Source organism: Streptomyces sp. NPDC030862 (genome assembly GCF_055571835.1).
The window spans coordinates 201,800-219,502 of sequence record NZ_JBVIEN010000008.1; the positions used below are offsets into that span (position 1 = coordinate 201,800).

Genomic DNA, 17,703 nt, shown 5'->3' on the forward strand with positions numbered 1-17,703 from the left:
CGCCCCTTCGGGGCGGGTGCTTCCTTGGCTGTCCGGCTTCTGCAGAGGCGATACGGGCTCTCGGCGTAGCAGTACCTACGACTTCAATGTCCGTACCGGAGCCCTTTCCCACATGACGAGCAGCACCGAGACCACCGCCACCACCCCGCAGGTTGCGGTCAACGACATCGGTAACGAGGAAGCCTTCCTCGCCGCGATCGACGAGACGATCAAGTACTTCAACGACGGCGACATCGTCGACGGCGTCATCGTGAAGGTCGACCGGGACGAGGTCCTGCTCGACATCGGTTACAAGACCGAAGGTGTCATCCCGAGCCGCGAGCTCTCGATCAAGCACGACGTCGACCCGAACGAGGTCGTCAAGGTCGGCGACGAGATCGAGGCCCTTGTTCTCCAGAAGGAGGACAAGGAAGGCCGCCTGATCCTCTCGAAGAAGCGCGCCCAGTACGAGCGTGCCTGGGGCACCATCGAGAAGATCAAGGAAGAGGACGGCATCGTCACCGGTACCGTCATCGAGGTCGTCAAGGGTGGTCTCATCCTCGACATCGGCCTCCGTGGCTTCCTGCCGGCCTCCCTCGTCGAGATGCGTCGTGTCCGCGACCTCCAGCCCTACGTGGGCAAGGAGCTCGAGGCGAAGATCATCGAGCTGGACAAGAACCGCAACAACGTGGTCCTGTCCCGCCGCGCCTGGCTCGAGCAGACCCAGTCCGAGGTCCGCCAGACGTTCCTCACGACCCTCCAGAAGGGTCAGGTCCGTTCCGGCGTCGTCTCCTCGATCGTCAACTTCGGTGCCTTCGTGGACCTGGGTGGCGTCGACGGTCTGGTCCACGTCTCCGAGCTGTCCTGGAAGCACATCGACCACCCGTCCGAGGTTGTCGAGGTCGGCCAGGAAGTCACCGTCGAGGTCCTCGACGTCGACATGGACCGCGAGCGTGTCTCCCTGTCGCTGAAGGCGACGCAGGAGGACCCGTGGCAGCAGTTCGCCCGTACGCACCAGATCGGTCAGGTCGTCCCGGGTAAGGTCACCAAGCTCGTTCCGTTCGGTGCGTTCGTCCGCGTGGACGAGGGCATCGAGGGTCTGGTCCACATCTCCGAGCTGGCCGAGCGCCACGTGGAGATCCCGGAGCAGGTCGTCCAGGTCAACGACGAGATCTTCGTCAAGGTCATCGACATCGACCTCGAGCGCCGCCGCATCAGCCTCTCGCTGAAGCAGGCCAACGAGTCCTTCGGTGCCGACCCGGCCTCGGTCGAGTTCGACCCGACCCTGTACGGCATGGCCGCGTCCTACGACGACCAGGGCAACTACATCTACCCCGAGGGCTTCGACCCGGAGACCAACGACTGGCTGCCGGGCTACGAGGCCCAGCGCGAGGCGTGGGAGACCCAGTACGCCGAGGCGCAGCAGCGCTTCGAGCAGCACCAGGCCCAGGTCATCAAGTCCCGCGAGGCCGACGAGGCCGCCGCTGCCGAGGGTGGCGCCGCCGCTCCGGCGGGTGTCTCCGGCGGTTCGTACTCCTCGGAGTCGGACGACAACTCCGGCGCCCTGGCGTCGGACGAGGCGCTGGCCGCCCTGCGCGAGAAGCTGGCCGGCGGCCAGAGCTGACGATCGGCTCGCATCGATGCGGCTGGAAACGGCCCGGATCGATCGATCGACTCGCCGCTGAGCGGTAGGTAGCAGTACTGAGGCCCGTCCCCGGAAGGGGGCGGGCCTCAGTCGTGTTCGCGACCCGGGGCCGCGGAGTGGGAATGCCTGTGCGGTGAGTGATGTTCTTCCCAGAGATATGAGGAGGAGCGGTAATCGTGCTTGATCCCCGGGATTTGTACGCATGGGAGCCGAAGGGCCTGGCCGTCGTCGACATGGCGCTGGCACAGGAGTCGGCCGGCCTCGTCATGCTCTACCACTTCGACGGATACATCGACGCGGGTGAGACCGGCGAGCAGATCGTCGACGGCCTGCTCGGATCCCTGCCCCACCAGGTGGTGGCCCGCTTCGACCACGACCGGCTCGTGGACTACCGGGCCCGCCGCCCGCTGCTGACGTTCCGGCGCGACCGCTGGACCGGGTACGAGACGCCCGCCATCGAGGTCCGCCTCGTCCAGGACTCCACCGGGGCGCCCTTCCTGCTGCTGTCGGGTCCGGAGCCGGACGTCGAGTGGGAGCGGTTCGCCGTCGCCGTACGGCAGATCGTCGAGCGGCTCGGCGTGCGTCTGTCGGTCAACTTCCACGGCATTCCCATGGGCGTGCCGCACACCCGCCCGGTCGGCCTCACCCCGCACGGCAATCGCACCGACCTGATGCCCGGCCACCGCAACACCTTCGACGAGGCCCAGGTGCCGGGCAGCGCCGAGTCGCTCCTGGAGTACCGCCTGATGGAGGCGGGCCACGACGTGCTGGGCGTCGCCGCGCACGTACCGCACTATGTGGCGCGGTCTTCGTACCCGGACGCGGCCCTCACCGCGCTGGAGGCCATCACCGCCGCGACGGGCCTGGTCCTGCCGGGTGTCGCGCACGCGCTGCGCACCGAGGCCCAGCGCACTCAGACGGAGATCGAGCGCCAGATCGGCGAGGGCGACGAGGAGCTCGTCGCGCTCGTACAGGGCCTTGAGCACCAGTACGACGCGATGGCGGGTGCCGAGACGCGCGGCAGCCTGGTCGCCGAGCCGGTGGAGCTGCCGTCCGCCGACGAGCTCGGCCGCCAGTTCGAGCGGTTCCTCGCGGAGCGGGAGGGCGATGCCTAGCGGCGGCGCCCCGCGATGGCGGCGCCCCGCGATGCCGTTGAAGGGTGCCTGACACGGCGGGGGAGTCAGGGCCTAAGCTTCGGCACATGCTGAGAGTGGGGCTGACCGGCGGCATCGGAGCCGGCAAGAGCGAGGTGTCGCGGCTGCTCGTCTCGTACGGAGCGGTCCTGATCGACTCCGACAAGATCGCCCGCGAGGTCGTCGAGCCCGGCACGCCCGGGCTCGCGGCCGTCGTGGAGGCGTTCGGGCCCGAGATCCTCACCCCCGAGGGCACCCTCGACCGGCCCCGGCTCGGCTCCATCGTCTTCGCCGACCCGGACCGCCTCGCCACCCTCAACGCCATCGTCCACCCCCTCGTCCGCGCCCGCTCCGCCGAGCTGGAGGCGGCCGCCGGGCAGGACGCGGTGGTGATCCACGACGTCCCGCTGCTCACGGAGAACGGCCTGGCGCCGCTCTACGACCTGGTCGTCGTCGTCGACGCCTCGCCCGCGACCCAGCTGGACCGGCTCGTACGGCTGCGCGGGATGACCGACGCCGAAGCCCGCGCCCGGATGGCGGCCCAGGCCACGCGCGAGCAGCGCCTCGCCATCGCCGACCTCGTCATCGACAACGACGGGCCGCTGGAGGCGCTGGAGCCGCGCGTGCGCGAGGTGTGGGCGGAGCTGGGCGAACGGGCCGCCCGTTAGGGCCTGTCTTCCGGATCAGGCCCTAGCCGCCGGAATACGGGCCGCGCTGACGATGTTGAAGGGCTGGAGCCAAGGGGAAGGATGTGACCGTGCCCGACAGCAGCCCCGAGACCTACGTCATCGACTTCCGCGCCGCGGAGCAGCTCCTCGCCGCACGGGACCCGCGCGGAGCCGTCAAGCTGCTCGACTCGGTGATCGCCGCCCATCCCGAGAACACCGCCGCCCGTCTGCTGCGCGCCCGCGCCTTCTTCGCCGCGGCGCAGCTGCGCCCCGCCCAGCTGGAGTTCGAGCTGGTCCTGGAGCGCGAGCCGGACAACGCCTTCGCCCACTTCGCACTCGCCCGGACCTTCCAGCGCTCCGGTCGGCCGGACCAGGCCAAGCGCCACTTCCGCCTGGCCGCCGCGCTCGATCCGAAGCCCGAGTACCTGGAGGCGGCCCGCTTCGAGCCGGGCCCGTAGCGGTTCTAGCGGTCCCGTAGCGGGGGCTCAGGGCTCGTACGGAGGGACATCGCGGCCCGGCTGGTAGTGGGGGCCCTGGCGGATGTGCCGCGTGATGAACACCAGGTCCGCCGTGACCACCAGGAACAGCACCCCGCAGGCCACCGCCCACCCGGTGCGCCCGGCCAGGGCGAAGCCCGCCGTGCCGGCGGCCGCCCAGATCAGACCCCAGACCGCCAGCCAAAACCGGATGCGCAGTGGACTGCGTGCGGTCCTGGGTTCACTGCCCGTACGTCGCATGGTGATCGCTCTCCCGTGCGTTCCTCCGCGCCGGGTACCCGTTCAGCGCGCACCTCTTCCCGGACGCTCCGATGAGCTCTCGGCGCGGGCCAAGGGGAAGTACGCCGCCACCCCCGTCGTCTTCGTGGTGCTGCTCGCGCTCGTCCGTCGGCGGAAGTGACCCCTGCGCCAGGCACGTACGGGAGACACTGAGGTGCCCCGACGTCGACCGAAGGGACCCGGTGAACCCCATGGATGAAGCGGTGTGCAGGACACGGCAGGGCGCGGTGCGCGGCACCCTCTCGGCGGACGGGGGCGTCGCCTCCTTCCTCGGAATCCCGTACGCCGCCCCGCCCTTCGGTCCGTTGCGCTTCCAGCCACCGGCTCCCCCGCGCGCGTGGAGCGGCACGCGCGATGCCACCACCCACGGGCCGACGGCCCCGAAGGCCCCGTACACCCCGCCCTTCGACGCCCTCATACCGGAGGGCGGCGTCCCGGGAGAGGACTGCCTCAACCTCAACGTGTGGACGCCCTCACCCGGCCCCGGAGCCCGGCTGCCGGTCATGGTCTGGCTGCACGGCGGCGCCTTCACCAACGGGTCGGCGTCGTCGTCCGCGTACGACGGCAGTGCCTTCGCCCGCGACGGTGTGGTGTTCGTGTCGCTCAACTACCGGCTCGGCGCGGACGGGTTCCTGCACCTGGACGGTGTGCCCGACAACCGGGGGCTGCTCGACCAGGTGGCCGCGCTGGAGTGGGTACGGGACAACATCGCGGAGTTCGGCGGCGACCCGGACCGGGTCACCGTCTTCGGCGAATCGGCCGGTGCGATCGCCATCGGTTTCCTGCTGGCCGACGAACAGGTGCGCCGGCGCGGCCTGTTCAGGCGGGCGATCCTGCAGAGCGGCGCCGCCCACCACTTCCTCCGCCCCCGGTCGGCCCGCCGCATCACGGAGCACCTGGCCGGGAAACTCGCCGTCGAACCGACCGCCGAGGCGTTCGCCGCGGTGCCGATGGACCGGCTCCTCGCCGCCCAGGCCGAGCTGCGCCGCGAGATCGGCGCCCGGCCCGACCCCGCGGTGTGGGGTGAGGCGGCGCTCAACGTCATGCCCTTCGAGCCGGTGACCGCCGGACCGGCCGAAGACGGGCTGGAGCTCCCGGGCCCCGACTGCGGCGTCGAGCTGCTCCTCGGCAGCAACCGCGAGGAGTACCGGCTCTTCCTGGTCCCCACCGGGCGACTGGAGCTGCTGCCGGAGGCCAAGTTGCGCGCCACGGCCGAGGCGTACGGTCTCGACCCCGACAAGGCCCTGGCCGTCTACCGGGACGCGCGGCCGGGCGCGGTGCCGGGCGAGATCTTCGACGCGGTGACGACGGACTGGTTCTACCGGATTCCGGCGATCCGGCTGGCGGAGTCGGTGCCCGGTTCGTACATGTACGAGTTCGCCCGGCGCTCCTCCGCCTTCGACGGGCGCCTCGGCGCCTGCCACGGCAGCGAGCTGGCGTACGTCTTCGACCGCCTCGACGATCCGGCGTCCACCCCGCTGGCGGGGGAGGACGCGCCGCAGGCGGTGGCGGACGCCATGCACGGGGCGTGGGTCGCCTTCGCGAAGACCGGCGACCCGGGGTGGGCCCCGTACGACACCGGGGCGGAGGCCGCGGGCGCCGGGGCGCGGGCGACGATGGTCTTCGACGATGTCGCCCCCGGGGTGGTGGAGGACTTGCGAGCGGAGGAGCGGGCGCTGTGGGAAGGGGTCCGCTGACGGCTGCGCTGACAGCTGTGCCGACAGCCTGCTGCAGGTGCTCGGGACCGATTGTCAGACCCCACCCGTAAGGTCGTAGATCCAGGCGGTTCCATGACGCGGACCGCGTGACACGACCAGCGTGAGGGGAGGTGACCGGCCATGGGCCAGGGTCCGCCGCACCACCGGCTGCCGGCCGGCTGCGCCGCCACCTTCCTCCCCGCCGACCTGCCCCGCGACGGCCGCGTCGCCTTCTGGTCCGTGACGGGCGGCCCGCTGCCGGACCCGCCCCCGGGCGGGGAGGGGCCGACGGCGGGCGCGACCGGGCCGACGGCCGACGGGGCCGGGACGACGCGTGCCGCCACCGGCACCGTCACCGTCGTAGGGCCCCACGGGAGCGGGGTGCGCAGCCGGGCGGTCGCCGCCGTCGTGCTGCCGGTCGCGGAGGCCCTGCCGCTGCTCGTCGCCGCCCGGCAGGACGGCGGCGCGCACCCCGCGGCGGTGTGCTGGGGAGCGGCCGCGCTGCACGCCCTGCACCTGGTCGCGCGGGGGCGGCTGCTGCCCGGCCTGACCGCCGCCGACTTCGACGCCTGGCGGGCCGGGCCCCTCGACCCCGACGACATCGCCCACCTGCGGGCGATCGCCGCCGCCATGCCGTACGAGGCCCACGCCGCGCCCGTCCCGGGCCTGCGCCCGCTCCGGCTGCCCGAGCCGGAGGCGCTGGTGCGGGCGTTCCTGGACGCGGTCGCCGACACCCTGCCGCGTACGCCCGCCGCCGCGTACGCCGCGGGGGCGCCGTTCGCGGCCCGTGCGCCGCAGCACCTGCCACACGCGCGTGCCTGGGCCGCCGAGGCGGCGGCGGGCATGGACGCCGGGGTCCGCGTCTCGCTGCGCCTCGACCTGTCCGGGTACGAGCTGTTCGACACGCTCCCGGAGGGCGGTGAGGAGCGGCAGGCCGCCGCCGCCCTCCTCCAGGTGCACAGCCTCGCCGACCCGTCCCTCGTCGTCGACGCGGCCGAGCTGTGGGCGGGCGCGGGCGACGAGCACTTCGGGCCGCGCGCCCGGATCGACACCGTCCTGGCGCTGCGCCGCGCCGCGCGCGTATGGCAGCCGCTGGCCCGGCTGCTGGAGCGGGACGTGCCCGACGTGCTGTCCCTCACCGAGGACGAGCTGTACGAGCTGCTGGGCCCCGCCGCCGCACGGCTCGGCGCGGCGGGCGTCACCGTGCACTGGCCCCGGGAGCTGGCCCGCTCGCTGACCGCCGCCGCGGTCGTCCGGCCCGCGCCGGGCTCGGCCACCGACGGCACGGCGTTCTTCGACAGCGAGCAACTGCTGAGGTTCAACTGGCAGCTGGCGCTGGACGGCGACCCGCTCACCGAGCGCGAGATGGACGCCCTCGCCGAGGCGCACCGCCCCATCGTGCGGCTGCGCGACCAATGGGTGGTCGTCGACCCCGCGCTCGTACGCAAGGCGCGCAAGCGCGAGCTGGGCCTGCTGGAGCCGGCCGACGCCCTCGCCGTCGCGCTCACCGGCACCGCCGAGGTCGACGGCGAGACGGTCGAGGCCGTCCCCGCCGGTGCGCTCGCCGCGCTGCGCGACCGGCTCCTGGCCGGCCCGGCCGACGCGACCCAGCCCCCGGGGCTGGACGCCACCCTGCGCGACTACCAGCTCCGCGGCCTCGCCTGGCTGGACCTGATGACCTCCCTCGGCCTCGGCGGCTGCCTCGCCGACGACATGGGCCTCGGCAAGACCGTCACGCTGATCGCCCTCCACCTGCGCCGCGCCCACCCCGCCCCCACCCTCGTCGTCTGCCCCGCCTCCCTCCTCGGCAACTGGCAGCGGGAGATCACCCGCTTCGCGCCCGGAGTCCCCGTGCGCCGCTTCCACGGCACGGACCGCACCCTGGAGGGACTGGACGGCCCGGACGGCGGCGGCTTCGTCCTCACCACGTACGGCACCATGCGCACCAGCGCCGAGAGGCTGGCCGCGCAGCGGTGGGGGATGGTCGTCGCCGACGAGGCCCAGCACGTGAAGAACCCGTTCTCCGCCACGGCCAAGGCCCTGCGCACCATTCCCGCCCCCGCGCGCGTCGCGCTCACCGGCACCCCCGTCGAGAACAACCTCTCCGAGCTGTGGGCGCTGCTCGACTGGACGACGCCGGGGCTCCTCGGCCCGCTGAAGGCGTTCCGGTCCCGCCACGCCCGCGCCGTCGAGAACGCCGAGCGGATCGAGAACGACGAGGCCGTCGAGCGGCTCGCCCGGCTGGTCCGCCCCTTCCTCCTGCGCCGCAAGAAGTCCGACCCGGGCATCGTGCCGGAGCTGCCGCCCAAGACGGAGTCCGACCACCCCGTCGCCCTCACCCGCGAACAGGCCTCCCTCTACGAGGCGGTCGTACGGGAGACGATGGCGCAGATCGAGGGAGCGGAGGGCATGGCCCGCCGCGGCCTGATCATGAAGCTGCTCACCTCCCTCAAGCAGATCTGCAACCACCCCGCGCAGTATCTGAAGGAGGAGCCGGCGCGGCTCGCCGGCCGCTCCGGAAAGCTGGCCCTCCTGGACGAACTGCTCGACACGATCCTGTCCGAGGGCGGCTCGGTGCTGGTCTTCACCCAGTACGTGTCCATGGCGCGGCTGCTCACCGCCCACCTGGCGGCCCGCGCGGTGCCGTCCCAGCTGCTGCACGGCGGGACGCCGGTGGCCGAGCGGGAACGGATGGTGGACCGGTTCCAGTCCGGCGAGGTCCCGGTGTTCGTGCTGTCCCTCAAGGCGGCGGGCACCGGCCTGAACCTGACCCGAGCGGGCCATGTGGTGCACTACGACCGCTGGTGGAACCCGGCCGTCGAGGAGCAGGCCACCGACCGGGCCTACCGCATCGGCCAGACGCAGCCCGTCCAGGTCCACCGGCTCATCGCCGAGGGGACGGTGGAGGACAGCATCGCGGAGATGCTCCGGAGCAAGCGGGCCCTCGCCGACGCGGTGCTGGGCTCCGGGGAGGCGGCCCTGACGGAGCTCACCGACCGAGAGCTCGCCGACCTCGTGTCGCTGAGGAGGCCGTCATGAAGGCCGTCATGAAGGCCGACATGAGGAGGCCGTCATGAGCCCGCACCGTACGCGTCCGGGCGCCGCCCGCCGTGCACCGCTGCACGACGACCACCGCCGTACGTTCCCGCAGCTCGCCCCGGCCCAGGACGCCGAGGGGCGGTTCGCCGCCACCTGGTGGGGCAACGCCTGGGTGCGGGCCCTGGAGGACACCGCCCTGGACCCGGCACGCCTCGCCCGTGGGCGGGCCTACGCGGCCGGGGGCCACGTGGACGCCATCACCGTGACGCCGGGCCGGGTCGTCGCGTACGTCCACGGCAGCAGGCCGCGCCCGTACCGCGCGGAGATCCGCCTGCGGGTCCTCCGCGACGACGACTGGGAACGCTTCCTGGACCTGGCCGCGGCCCGGCCGGACCACATCGCGGCCCTGCTGGACAAGGACGTGCCGCACGCGCTGGCCGCCGTCGCCGACCTGCTGCCCGGCAGCGGGGACCTGATCCCCGACTGCTCCTGCCCCGACCACGGATACCCCTGCAAACACACGGCCGCCCTGTGCTACCAGGCGGCGCGGCTCCTCGACGAGGACCCGTTCGTGCTGTTCCTGATGCGGGGCCGCGGCGAACAGGAGATCCTCGCGGCACTCAGCCACCGCAACGCCACCCGCGCCGCCGCCGAGACCAGCGCGGCGCCTCCGCGGATGCCGACGGTCCCGGCACGCGAGGCGCTGGCCGCCCCGTCCGGCGCCGGTGCCGTGGGCGGCGCGCTCGCCCTGCCGCCGCCGTTGCCCGTCCTGGAGCACCCCGGCCGCCCGCCCGCGTACCCGGAGGATCCGGAGGGGCCCGACCCCCTGGCCCTGGAGCTGCTCGCCACCGAGGCGGCTGCCCGCGCGCACGCGTTCCTGGCGACGGGCCGGGACCCGGTCGCCGCGCTCACGCCCTGGCAGGACGCCGTGCGCCTCGCCGCCGCGCACCCCGGCTCGGGCCTGACGGCCACGACCCGCGCCCTGTACCGCGACCTCGCCGCCGCGCTGGACCGCACCCCCGCCGACCTGGCCCGCGCGGTCGCCGCCTGGCGTCAGGGCGGCCCGGCGGGCCTCGCCGTCCTGGAGGAGGCCTGGGACCCGCCCGCAGGCCCCTTCGACCGGGCGCGCCCCGCCCTGATCGCCGCCGACTTCCCGCACTTCCGCCCCTGGCGCAACCGCCTGTCGAGCCGCTCCCTCCAGCTGCGCTACGGCCGCGACGGCCTCTGGTACGGCTACGAGTCCGACCCGGACCGCGAGGACTGGTGGCCACGCGGCACTCCCGACACGGACCCCGTCGGCGTACTCGCCGACCTGCTCGGGCGCTGATGGGTAGGCTGCCGTCGGATACGGGGAAACGACCACGAAGGGGGCCGGGTGGAAGCCGAGTTGATGACGCTGGCGACGGCGGGGGCCACCGCGCTCGTCCATCAGATGGTGGGCGACAGCTGGGAGCAGGTCAAAGGCCGGATCGTCGCGTTCTTCGCCCGCCGCGCGGGCACGGACCCGGCGGTGATCGAGGACGAGCTGGACACGGTACGAGCGGAACTGCTCGCCGCCGAGGAGACGGGCGACGAGCGCACGACGGCCGACGCCCAGGCCGAAGCGCGGACCGAATGGCGGGCCCGCATGCGCCGCACCCTTCAGGCGGACCCGGAGGCGGCGGTCGAACTCCGCGACCTCCTGGACGAGATGATGCCCAGGAACCCGGGCCCGACGACCATCACGACGAACAACACCATGAACGGCGGGGTCAACCACGGCACCGTGATCCAGGCCGGCATCATCGAGAGGAACTACGGCGCACCGGGCGCCTGACCCCTACAGTTGGGCCGTGAGCGACGAGACACGGAACAGCGTGGGCGGCAGCGCACGGGTGGACACGGTCGTATAGGCGGGCCACATCGGCGAGCTGCACCAGCACCGCCACGACCACCACCACGTGACCCCACCGCCCCCGGAGCTCACGGCCCACCAATTACCGCCGCGCCCCCGTCACTTCGAGAACCGTGACGCCGAGCAGCAGCGACTGCTGAGTGCCGTGCGCACGGACCGGCCGCGGGACGGCCGCCCGTTCGTCGCCGCCCTCAGCGGCCTGCACGGCGTCGGCAAGACCACCCTCGGCGTACTCCTCGCCCGCAGACTCGTCGACCGGCACGCCGACGAGCACACCTCCGACGAGCACACCTCCGACGAGCACGCCATCCGCTACATCGACCTCGACGACCACCGCACCGACGGCGGCGCCGACATCGCCGAGGCCCTCGCCGACCTGCTGCGCTCGCTCGGCGTCCACCCCGGCTGGATCGAGCGCACCCTCGCCGGGCGCCGTCGCCAGTACTGGGCGAGCACCGAGCACAAGCCCCTCGTCCTCGTCCTCGACAACGTCCGCTACGGGACGGAGGTCGACCAACTGCTGCCCGCGTCGCCGCACAGCACCGTGATTGCGATCAGCAGGCGCCGCCTCTACGACATCCGGGGCGGCGCCGACCTCGACCTCCCGCTCGGCCCGCTCGACGCGCACCACGCCCAGCAGCTGCTGCACCGCATCGCCGCCGACGACCCGCGGCTGTCGGCCGAGGCGACCGCCGTCGCCGAACTGGCCCGGGCCTGCGCAGGTCTGCCCGCCGCCCTGGAGGTCGCCGCCGAGTGGCTGCGCCGCCACCGCCGCCGCCCCCTCGGCCGGCTCGTCACCCAACTCGCCGACACCTGGCGGGACAACGGCGTACCGGAGGTGGAAGCGGTGTGGAACACGGCGTACCGGGAACTGAGCCCCGAGTCCGCCCGCCTCTACCGCCTCCTCGCCGTGCACCCCGGCCCGTACGTCGCCCCCGACGCCGTCGCCGCCCTCCTGGGCACCGGGCCGGACGCCGCCGAGGACACGCTCGACGAGCTGGAGGTCTCCGCCCTCCTCCCGCTGGGCCGGGGCGGCCTGTACCGCCTGCACGACCTGCTGCGCGACCACGCGCACCGCAGCGCCCGCCGCGACGACCCGGACGGCACCGAGGCCGCCGCCGGCCGCACCCGGATCATCCGCTGGTACCTGCGCCAGGCGCAACGCGCGGACGCGCTCTGGGCGGGCACCAGGCTGACCCTCGCCGCACCTGTGCCCCCGCTCCCCGGGGACGTACCGGACGTGGACTGGGGAACCGAGAGGGGCGACGCGCTGCGCTGGCTGGAGGCGCGCAGGCACGCCCTCTACGCGGCCGTCCGGTCGGCGTACCGGCACGGTATGGACGACGAGGCCTGGGCCCTGTGCGAGCCCCTGTGGACCCACTTCCTCGACCACCAGCACTACGCCGACGTGACCGACGCCTTCACCGCCGGGCGCGACGCCGCCCGCCGCGCCGGGAACGTCCCCGCGCTCATCCGGATGCGCTGCCAGCTGGCCCGGCCCCTGTGGGAGCAGGAGCGTTTCGACGAGGCGGAGGCCGAGGTGGAGGCGGCGGTCGACGCGGCGGCCGGCCTCGGCGAGAGCACGCTCCACGGCAAGCTGCGGGCGTCGGCGTCCGAGTTCCGGGGCAAACTCCGCACCGTACGGGGCGACTGGCGGGCGGCGGCGCCCGACTTCGAGACGGCGCGCCGCATCCACCAGGAGATCGGCAACGCCTACGGGGTCATGCTCCAGACCTATCTCCTCGCCCAGACCGCCCGCGAAACCGGCGACCTCGACGCGGCTGCGCGCCTCGCCGAGCAGGCGCACCGCATGGCCGCCCTGCCCCCCGAGCGCCCCCGGATGAAGGCCCGCACCGCCTTCGAGCTGGGCCGGACGCTCCACGCCCTCGGCCGCACCGACGAGGCGCGCCCGCTCTACGCATCCGCCCTGGCCGGCGCCCGCGAGCGCGCCGCCACCCGGGAACAGGCCACGATCCTCACCGCCCTGGCCGCCCTCGCCGACGACACCGGCGACCGGCCGGCGGCGCAGCGCCATCGGGAGGAGGCCCGCGCGATCAGGGCCGCGGCGACAGCCGCAGACTGACCCGCCGACCACCCACGACGCACCACGCCTCACCGCTGCCACCACGACCGCCGCCACCGCCGCCGGTCCGCGCACCCCGTTCCAGCCACGCGTGGACACCGCTGAGCAGGGCGGCCGGATCGGCACGGTGCCGGCGCTCGGCGACCACGTCGTACACCTCACCGTCCCGCCGCCGTACGACGAAACGCTCCGGGGACCGCACGACGGCGGCGGTACGGCACCCGGGGAACGCCGCCAGGGTCCGCGCGGCCCAGGCGGCCACCCCGTCGGCCGGTTCGGCGCGCCGGTAGAGCAGCGCGGCGCTCTGCCGCTGCCGTACGCCCGCCAGGTCGTCCTCGGCGGCGAGATGGTCCACGTCCACATCCGCCTCGGCCGCGGCGGGATAGCGCTCGACGTCCACCGTCCGCCCGTCCACCGCCGCCCGTACGGCGAAGGCCGCCGGTACGGCCCCGGGCCCGCCGGGGGCCGGCCCCCAGCCCGTGGGCACGGGGAGCGGCCGCGGCTCGGCCGGGTAGCCCGGCGGATCGAGCTCGAGCAGCCGGTACACCTCGGCCCGCAGCCGCTCCAGCGACTCGCCCTCGCACGCGAACGCGCCCCGCGCGTACGCCCGTACGCCACCCGCGCGATGCTCCCGCACCACCCTGTCGAGCTCCCGGGCACCCCCGAAAGCGGGCACCGCGCCCAGCAGCCGCGCCATCGGGCTTCCCGCGATGAGCTCCCGTCCCCCGTCGTACGCCCCGACGACCGGCCGGTCGAGAGCGGCCGCGTACAGCGCCGCCGACCCGTGGTCGGTGACCACGACGTCGGACGCCACGAGCAGCGCGCCCCACTCCTCGTACGGCCGCGCCAGCACCGCCCCCGCGTCGAGGGCGGGCCCCAGCGTCAGCCGCAGGTCGTACGCCCCGACCTCGCTGAACTCGTTGGGGTGTACGACGACCGCCACCTGCCAGCCGTCGTACGGGAGGGCGCCGACGAGCTCGGCGGCGAGGCCGGGCCGTCGGCGTATCAGCGACTCGGGCCCCCACGTCGACGCCACGACCACCAGCCGCCGCGCCCCGGTCCCGAGCGCCGCCCGGTACCGTTCACGGAGCCCCGTGGACGTGAGGATCCGGTCGAGCGTGGGATCACCCACGACCACGCCGCGCCCGGCCGCACGGGGGCACGTGGCGGCGATCCGCTCGATCTGCCGGCCGTGCGCGAGCGCGTGTACCGCGGCCAGCGGCCGTCCGTCCCGCATCAGGTACGACGGGTCGAGGCCGGATGCGGAGTCCGCCGAACCGCCTTTCTCCACCGCCTTGTTGAAACCGGCGCCGTGCGGCATCAGCACGAGCGGCCCGTCCAGCAGCTCCAGCCGCCCCTTGGGGCTCGCGGCCACCACCAGGTCGTACCGCGATGCGACGGCCTCGTCCCACGCAACCGTCCGTGCCCCCGCCTGCTCCAGCGCGGCGAGCGCGTCCACCCCGAAGTCCGACCCGGGTACGAGGACGAAGCGCCGGTGGATCCGGTGGTCCCCGTGGAAGACGGGCATCACGTCAAGCAGCCGATGCAGCGCGGTCGCCGACCGTACGGCGAACAGCACGGTCCTCGACGCCTCTTGGCCCCCGGCCTGCTGCCTGCTGCCTGCTGCCTGCTGCCTGCTGCCCGCTGCCCGCTGCCCGCTGCCCGCTGCCCGCTGCCCGCTGCCCGCTATGTGATTGTTCATCCTACTCTGTGCCGATTTCGCGCATATGCCGTTCCGTTCAACTGGCTCCGGTGCACCCGTCGTCGGCATGCCGGCGATCGTACGTGAGTGCGCCAACCGGCCCAGTGCCTCCCCGGATCGCGCGTTCACGCCGCGCCCAGGGGTGCGATCCGTAGAGGACCTGTGAGGGTTCGATTAAGCCGCCACTCGATGGGGTGAATGACAGATGCGACATAACCCGCGTTGTCTGTAAGGCGTTAATTCCGGTGCGGGCGGGTGCCCGTGAAAGTCTCCGGAAGGCAGGAAGCCATGAGGCACACTCGCCGAAATGGTCTGGCCACCCTGGTGGCCACCGGCGGCGCGCTCGCTATGGCGGCGGGTTATGCGTACGCCGACTCCGAGGCGGCCGGCGCTACGGCCGACTCGCCGGGGCTGGTCTCCGGCAACAGCGTGCAGCTGCCGGTGGACGTCCCGGTCAATGTCTGCGGCAACACCATCAACGTGGTCGGTCTCCTCAACCCGGCGGCCGGCAACACGTGCGCGAACAAGAGCGGCGGCAAGTCCGCCCACAAGGACCAGGCGACCACCCCGCACGGCGGCAGCGGCAGCGGAAGCGGCGACAGCAGCGGTAAGGGCAGCGCGAACGGCGGCGGTGCGTCCGCCGAAGGTGTCATCAAGGGGTCTCCCGGGGTGATCACGGGCAACGGCATCCAGCTGCCCGTCGACCTGCCGGTCAACATCAGCGGCAACTCCGTCAACTTCGTCGGTGTCCTCAACCCCGTCTTCGGCAACGCGTCCAGCAACGGCGGCGGCAAGACCCCCGTCACCCCGCCGACGCCGCCGAAGGGCGACGAGCCGTCCCAGCCGCCGAAGCCGGGTGCGTCGAAGCCGGAGGAGCCGTCCGCCGCGGGGCCCGCTCCGGCGCCCGACACCCGCCCCGCACTGGAGACCAGCACGACGCCGCTGGCCGAGACCGGTGCCGACGGCGACCTGCTCGCCCTCGGCGGTGCGGCCATGGGCCTGCTGCTCGGCGGCGCCGTCCTCTACCGCCGCTTCCGCGGCCCCGCGACGCACGAAGGCGTCTGAGCCCGCTCAGGCCGGCACCGACGCGTAGGTCTCACCGCCGCCAGGACTCCAGCACCGCGTCGATGGCCGGTGCCAGGCGGGTACGGGCCTGGTGGCGGGGGACACCGCGCATCAGCAGCGTGTCGTACTCCGTGTCGAGGTGCCGCACCGACGCCCGCACCGCCGCGGTCACCGCGCCCTCGTCCAGGGCCCGGCCCGCCGCCGTACGCCCGACGCGCCCGCTGCCGCGCAGCGAGGCGTGCGCCGCGATGCCGGCGGCCCGCTCCGGGGGGCACCCCGGGAACAGGCGCAGGATCTCGGCGGCCAGGGCGGCCGTGAACCGCTCGTCCTCGGCCGCCCGCCGCTCCGCGTCCCTCGCCCTGCGGCGGGCGCGCGCCTCGGCGTCGGCGAGGCAGGCGGCCTCGGCCCGCGCCAGGGCCGCCTCCTCCACGAGGATGCCCTGGCGCTCGTATCGGGTGCGGCGCCGGTTGTGGCGTACGACCACGGCCCACAGCCCGCTCGCCTCGCGGGCGCGGCGGGTCAGCGCCGCGTCGCCGCGCGGCAGGTAGACCAGGTGGCCGAGGTCGGCGCAGTCCAGGCAGAGCGGCGCGTGGAACTCCAGGACCATCCGGTCCAGCGGGCCGCTGCGGCACTCCGCGCAGTGGCGGCGTCGGCGCAGCGGCTCGATCACCACGATCGGGGCCGGTACGGACATGTCGGCGCCCTCTCAGCGCACGCTCGGCGCCGCCGCCTCGATGAACGCGGTCAACGCCTCGACCGCCTGCTGCGAGCGCCGGTCCCGGTCCGCCTCGTCCCTCGCCTCGTGCATGCAGTTCGTCACCTGGAAGGTCTCCTCCGCCAGCCGTACGATCGCCGGGTCGTCGCACACCAACTGCACGCGCACCAGAGCCTGTCGGGCGGCGGCCCGCCGGTCGTACGACTCCAGGCGGGTGCTCTCCGCGTGCGAGCCGTTCCTGCGGTACCAGCGCGCGTTCTGCGCCCGCCGGTACTCCACCACCGCGTCGGCGAACGCGCTGTACGTCGCGATCCGTTCCTGACGGAGCTGTTCCGCGCGGGCGAGCGCGGCCGTGCGCTGCGCCGCCCGCCCCTGGAAGAAGTGCGTGACCACCGCGCCGAGCAGCGTGCCGATCACCGCGATCAGCGCCGTCTCCATCGCTGTCTCCCCCTCGGGTCCCCCGCTCCGTACGCGGTCGTTCCGCACCCTATTACGACCGTGCGCCGAGCCGCACCGGTCGGGAGCGGGGCCCGGACTGCGCCAAGGCAAGCTCCCCGGTGGCGAGTTCAGGCCGACGCCCCCTGCACCGGGACGGGTATGCGGCGCAGGGGGCACCGACATGCTGTGGGGGCCGCGGTCTCGGGGAACATGGGGGCGTGAGACTCGAACCGATCACCTGGGAACGGCTGGCCGACCACCTCGCCGCGCACGTGGACGGGCTCCGGCCCGGCGACGGAGGACCCTGGCTCAAGGTCGGCGTCGACGGGCCGCCCGCCGCCCGGCCCGAGGAGCCGGCCGCGCTGCTGGCCGAGGCGCTGCGGCTGCGCGGCCGGGCGGTGGCGGTGGTCGGGACGGAGGGCTTCCTGCGCCCGGCGTCGTTGCGGTACGAGTACGGGAAGGAGGACCCCGACTCGTACTACAGCGGCTGGTTCGACACGAGCGCGCTGTGGCGCGAGGTCTTCACGCCGCTGGAGCCGGGCGGCACCGGGCGCGTCCTCCCGGACCTGTGGGACCCGGTGACGGACCGCGCCACGCGCAGCCCGTACACCCGGCTCCCGCCCGGTGGTGTGCTGGTGCTGCACGGCCCGTTCCTGCTCGGGCACTGGTTCCCCTTCGACCTGACGGTGCACCTGCGCCTGTCGCGGGGAGCCCTCGCCCGGCGCACGGCCGAGGCGTGGACCCTCCCCGCCTTCGACCGTTACGAGGCCGAGGTCGGCCCGGCGGAGGCGGCGGACGTCCTCGTGCGCGCGGACGACCTCCGCCACCCGGCGTGGACCGGCGTCCGAGGACGGGACGCGCAGTAGCCC

Annotated in this window: 15 protein-coding genes; 11 read left to right on the forward strand and 4 right to left on the reverse strand. The window is 73.9% G+C overall.

All coding sequences use genetic code 11. The features are described from left to right. Window positions 1-112: 112 nt before the first annotated feature. The 4 genes from rpsA (at window position 113) to ACZ42X_RS22525 (ending at window position 3,883) form a co-directional block, all read left to right on the forward strand. Window positions 113-1,603 carry a 30S ribosomal protein S1 gene (rpsA, locus tag ACZ42X_RS22510; protein ID WP_468292865.1) on the forward strand — a complete coding sequence of 497 codons (1,491 nt, stop codon included), beginning with the start codon at window positions 113-115 and terminating at the stop codon, window positions 1,601-1,603. A 197-nt stretch (window positions 1,604-1,800) separates the two neighbouring features. Further along, on the forward strand, window positions 1,801-2,739 hold the full coding sequence (locus ACZ42X_RS22515; RefSeq protein WP_361414749.1) for a PAC2 family protein: 939 nt from the start codon (window positions 1,801-1,803) through the stop codon (window positions 2,737-2,739). Window positions 2,740-2,825: 86 nt separating this feature from the next. Further along, a complete protein-coding gene (gene coaE / locus ACZ42X_RS22520; RefSeq protein WP_468292869.1) occupies window positions 2,826-3,425 on the forward strand; it encodes a dephospho-CoA kinase in 600 nt (199 codons plus the stop codon). Window positions 3,426-3,514: 89 nt separating this feature from the next. After that, entirely contained in the window at window positions 3,515-3,883 is a 369-nt protein-coding gene (locus ACZ42X_RS22525) for a tetratricopeptide repeat protein (protein WP_468292872.1), read from the forward strand. 27 nt (window positions 3,884-3,910) lie between these two features. Here the strand turns inward: ACZ42X_RS22525 and ACZ42X_RS22530 are convergent, their stop codons facing one another. Then, window positions 3,911-4,162, reverse strand: a complete 252-nt coding sequence (locus ACZ42X_RS22530; RefSeq protein WP_361414755.1) for a DUF6343 family protein — start codon at window positions 4,160-4,162, stop codon at window positions 3,911-3,913. A gap of 242 nt (window positions 4,163-4,404) precedes the next feature. Here ACZ42X_RS22530 and ACZ42X_RS22535 point away from each other — a divergent pair, with 242 nt between their 5' ends. The 5 genes from ACZ42X_RS22535 to ACZ42X_RS22555 all read left to right on the forward strand — a co-directional run bounded on the left by ACZ42X_RS22535 (window position 4,405) and on the right by ACZ42X_RS22555 (window position 12,914). After that, window positions 4,405-5,898 (forward strand): carboxylesterase/lipase family protein, encoded by a 1,494-nt coding sequence (locus ACZ42X_RS22535; RefSeq protein WP_468292876.1) that lies wholly within the window; start codon window positions 4,405-4,407, stop codon window positions 5,896-5,898. A gap of 141 nt (window positions 5,899-6,039) precedes the next feature. Continuing rightward, window positions 6,040-8,937: a DEAD/DEAH box helicase gene (locus ACZ42X_RS22540; protein ID WP_468292879.1), complete on the forward strand. Its 2,898-nt coding sequence runs from the start codon at window positions 6,040-6,042 to the stop codon at window positions 8,935-8,937. Between the two features lie 34 nt (window positions 8,938-8,971). Then, on the forward strand, window positions 8,972-10,264 hold the full coding sequence (locus ACZ42X_RS22545; protein ID WP_468292882.1) for an SWIM zinc finger family protein: 1,293 nt from the start codon (window positions 8,972-8,974) through the stop codon (window positions 10,262-10,264). Between the two features lie 48 nt (window positions 10,265-10,312). Beyond that, window positions 10,313-10,753 (forward strand): hypothetical protein, encoded by a 441-nt coding sequence (locus tag ACZ42X_RS22550; protein ID WP_468292885.1) that lies wholly within the window; start codon window positions 10,313-10,315, stop codon window positions 10,751-10,753. Window positions 10,754-10,877: 124 nt separating this feature from the next. Continuing rightward, window positions 10,878-12,914, forward strand: a complete 2,037-nt coding sequence (locus ACZ42X_RS22555) for a hypothetical protein (RefSeq protein WP_468292888.1) — start codon at window positions 10,878-10,880, stop codon at window positions 12,912-12,914. Here the strand turns inward: ACZ42X_RS22555 and ACZ42X_RS22560 are convergent. Beyond that, window positions 12,886-14,616, reverse strand: coding sequence for a translation initiation factor 2 (locus ACZ42X_RS22560; protein ID WP_468292891.1), 1,731 nt, complete (start codon window positions 14,614-14,616; stop codon window positions 12,886-12,888). The genes ACZ42X_RS22555 and ACZ42X_RS22560 overlap by 29 nt on opposite strands. A gap of 288 nt (window positions 14,617-14,904) precedes the next feature. Here ACZ42X_RS22560 and ACZ42X_RS22565 point away from each other — a divergent pair, with 288 nt between their 5' ends. Then, window positions 14,905-15,681, forward strand: a complete 777-nt coding sequence (locus ACZ42X_RS22565) for a chaplin (RefSeq protein ID WP_468292894.1) — start codon at window positions 14,905-14,907, stop codon at window positions 15,679-15,681. Window positions 15,682-15,712: 31 nt separating this feature from the next. On the opposite strand, the gene ACZ42X_RS22570 is transcribed toward ACZ42X_RS22565, so the two are convergent. Beyond that, window positions 15,713-16,375, reverse strand: a complete 663-nt coding sequence (locus ACZ42X_RS22570) for a DUF2293 domain-containing protein (RefSeq protein WP_468292897.1) — start codon at window positions 16,373-16,375, stop codon at window positions 15,713-15,715. A 12-nt stretch (window positions 16,376-16,387) separates the two neighbouring features. Continuing rightward, window positions 16,388-16,834: a hypothetical protein gene (locus ACZ42X_RS22575; RefSeq protein ID WP_468292900.1), complete on the reverse strand. Its 447-nt coding sequence runs from the start codon at window positions 16,832-16,834 to the stop codon at window positions 16,388-16,390. 218 nt (window positions 16,835-17,052) lie between these two features. Between ACZ42X_RS22575 and ACZ42X_RS22580 the strand changes: the two genes are divergently transcribed. After that, window positions 17,053-17,700, forward strand: coding sequence for a nucleoside/nucleotide kinase family protein (locus tag ACZ42X_RS22580; protein WP_468292903.1), 648 nt, complete (start codon window positions 17,053-17,055; stop codon window positions 17,698-17,700). Window positions 17,701-17,703: the final 3 nt, after the last annotated feature.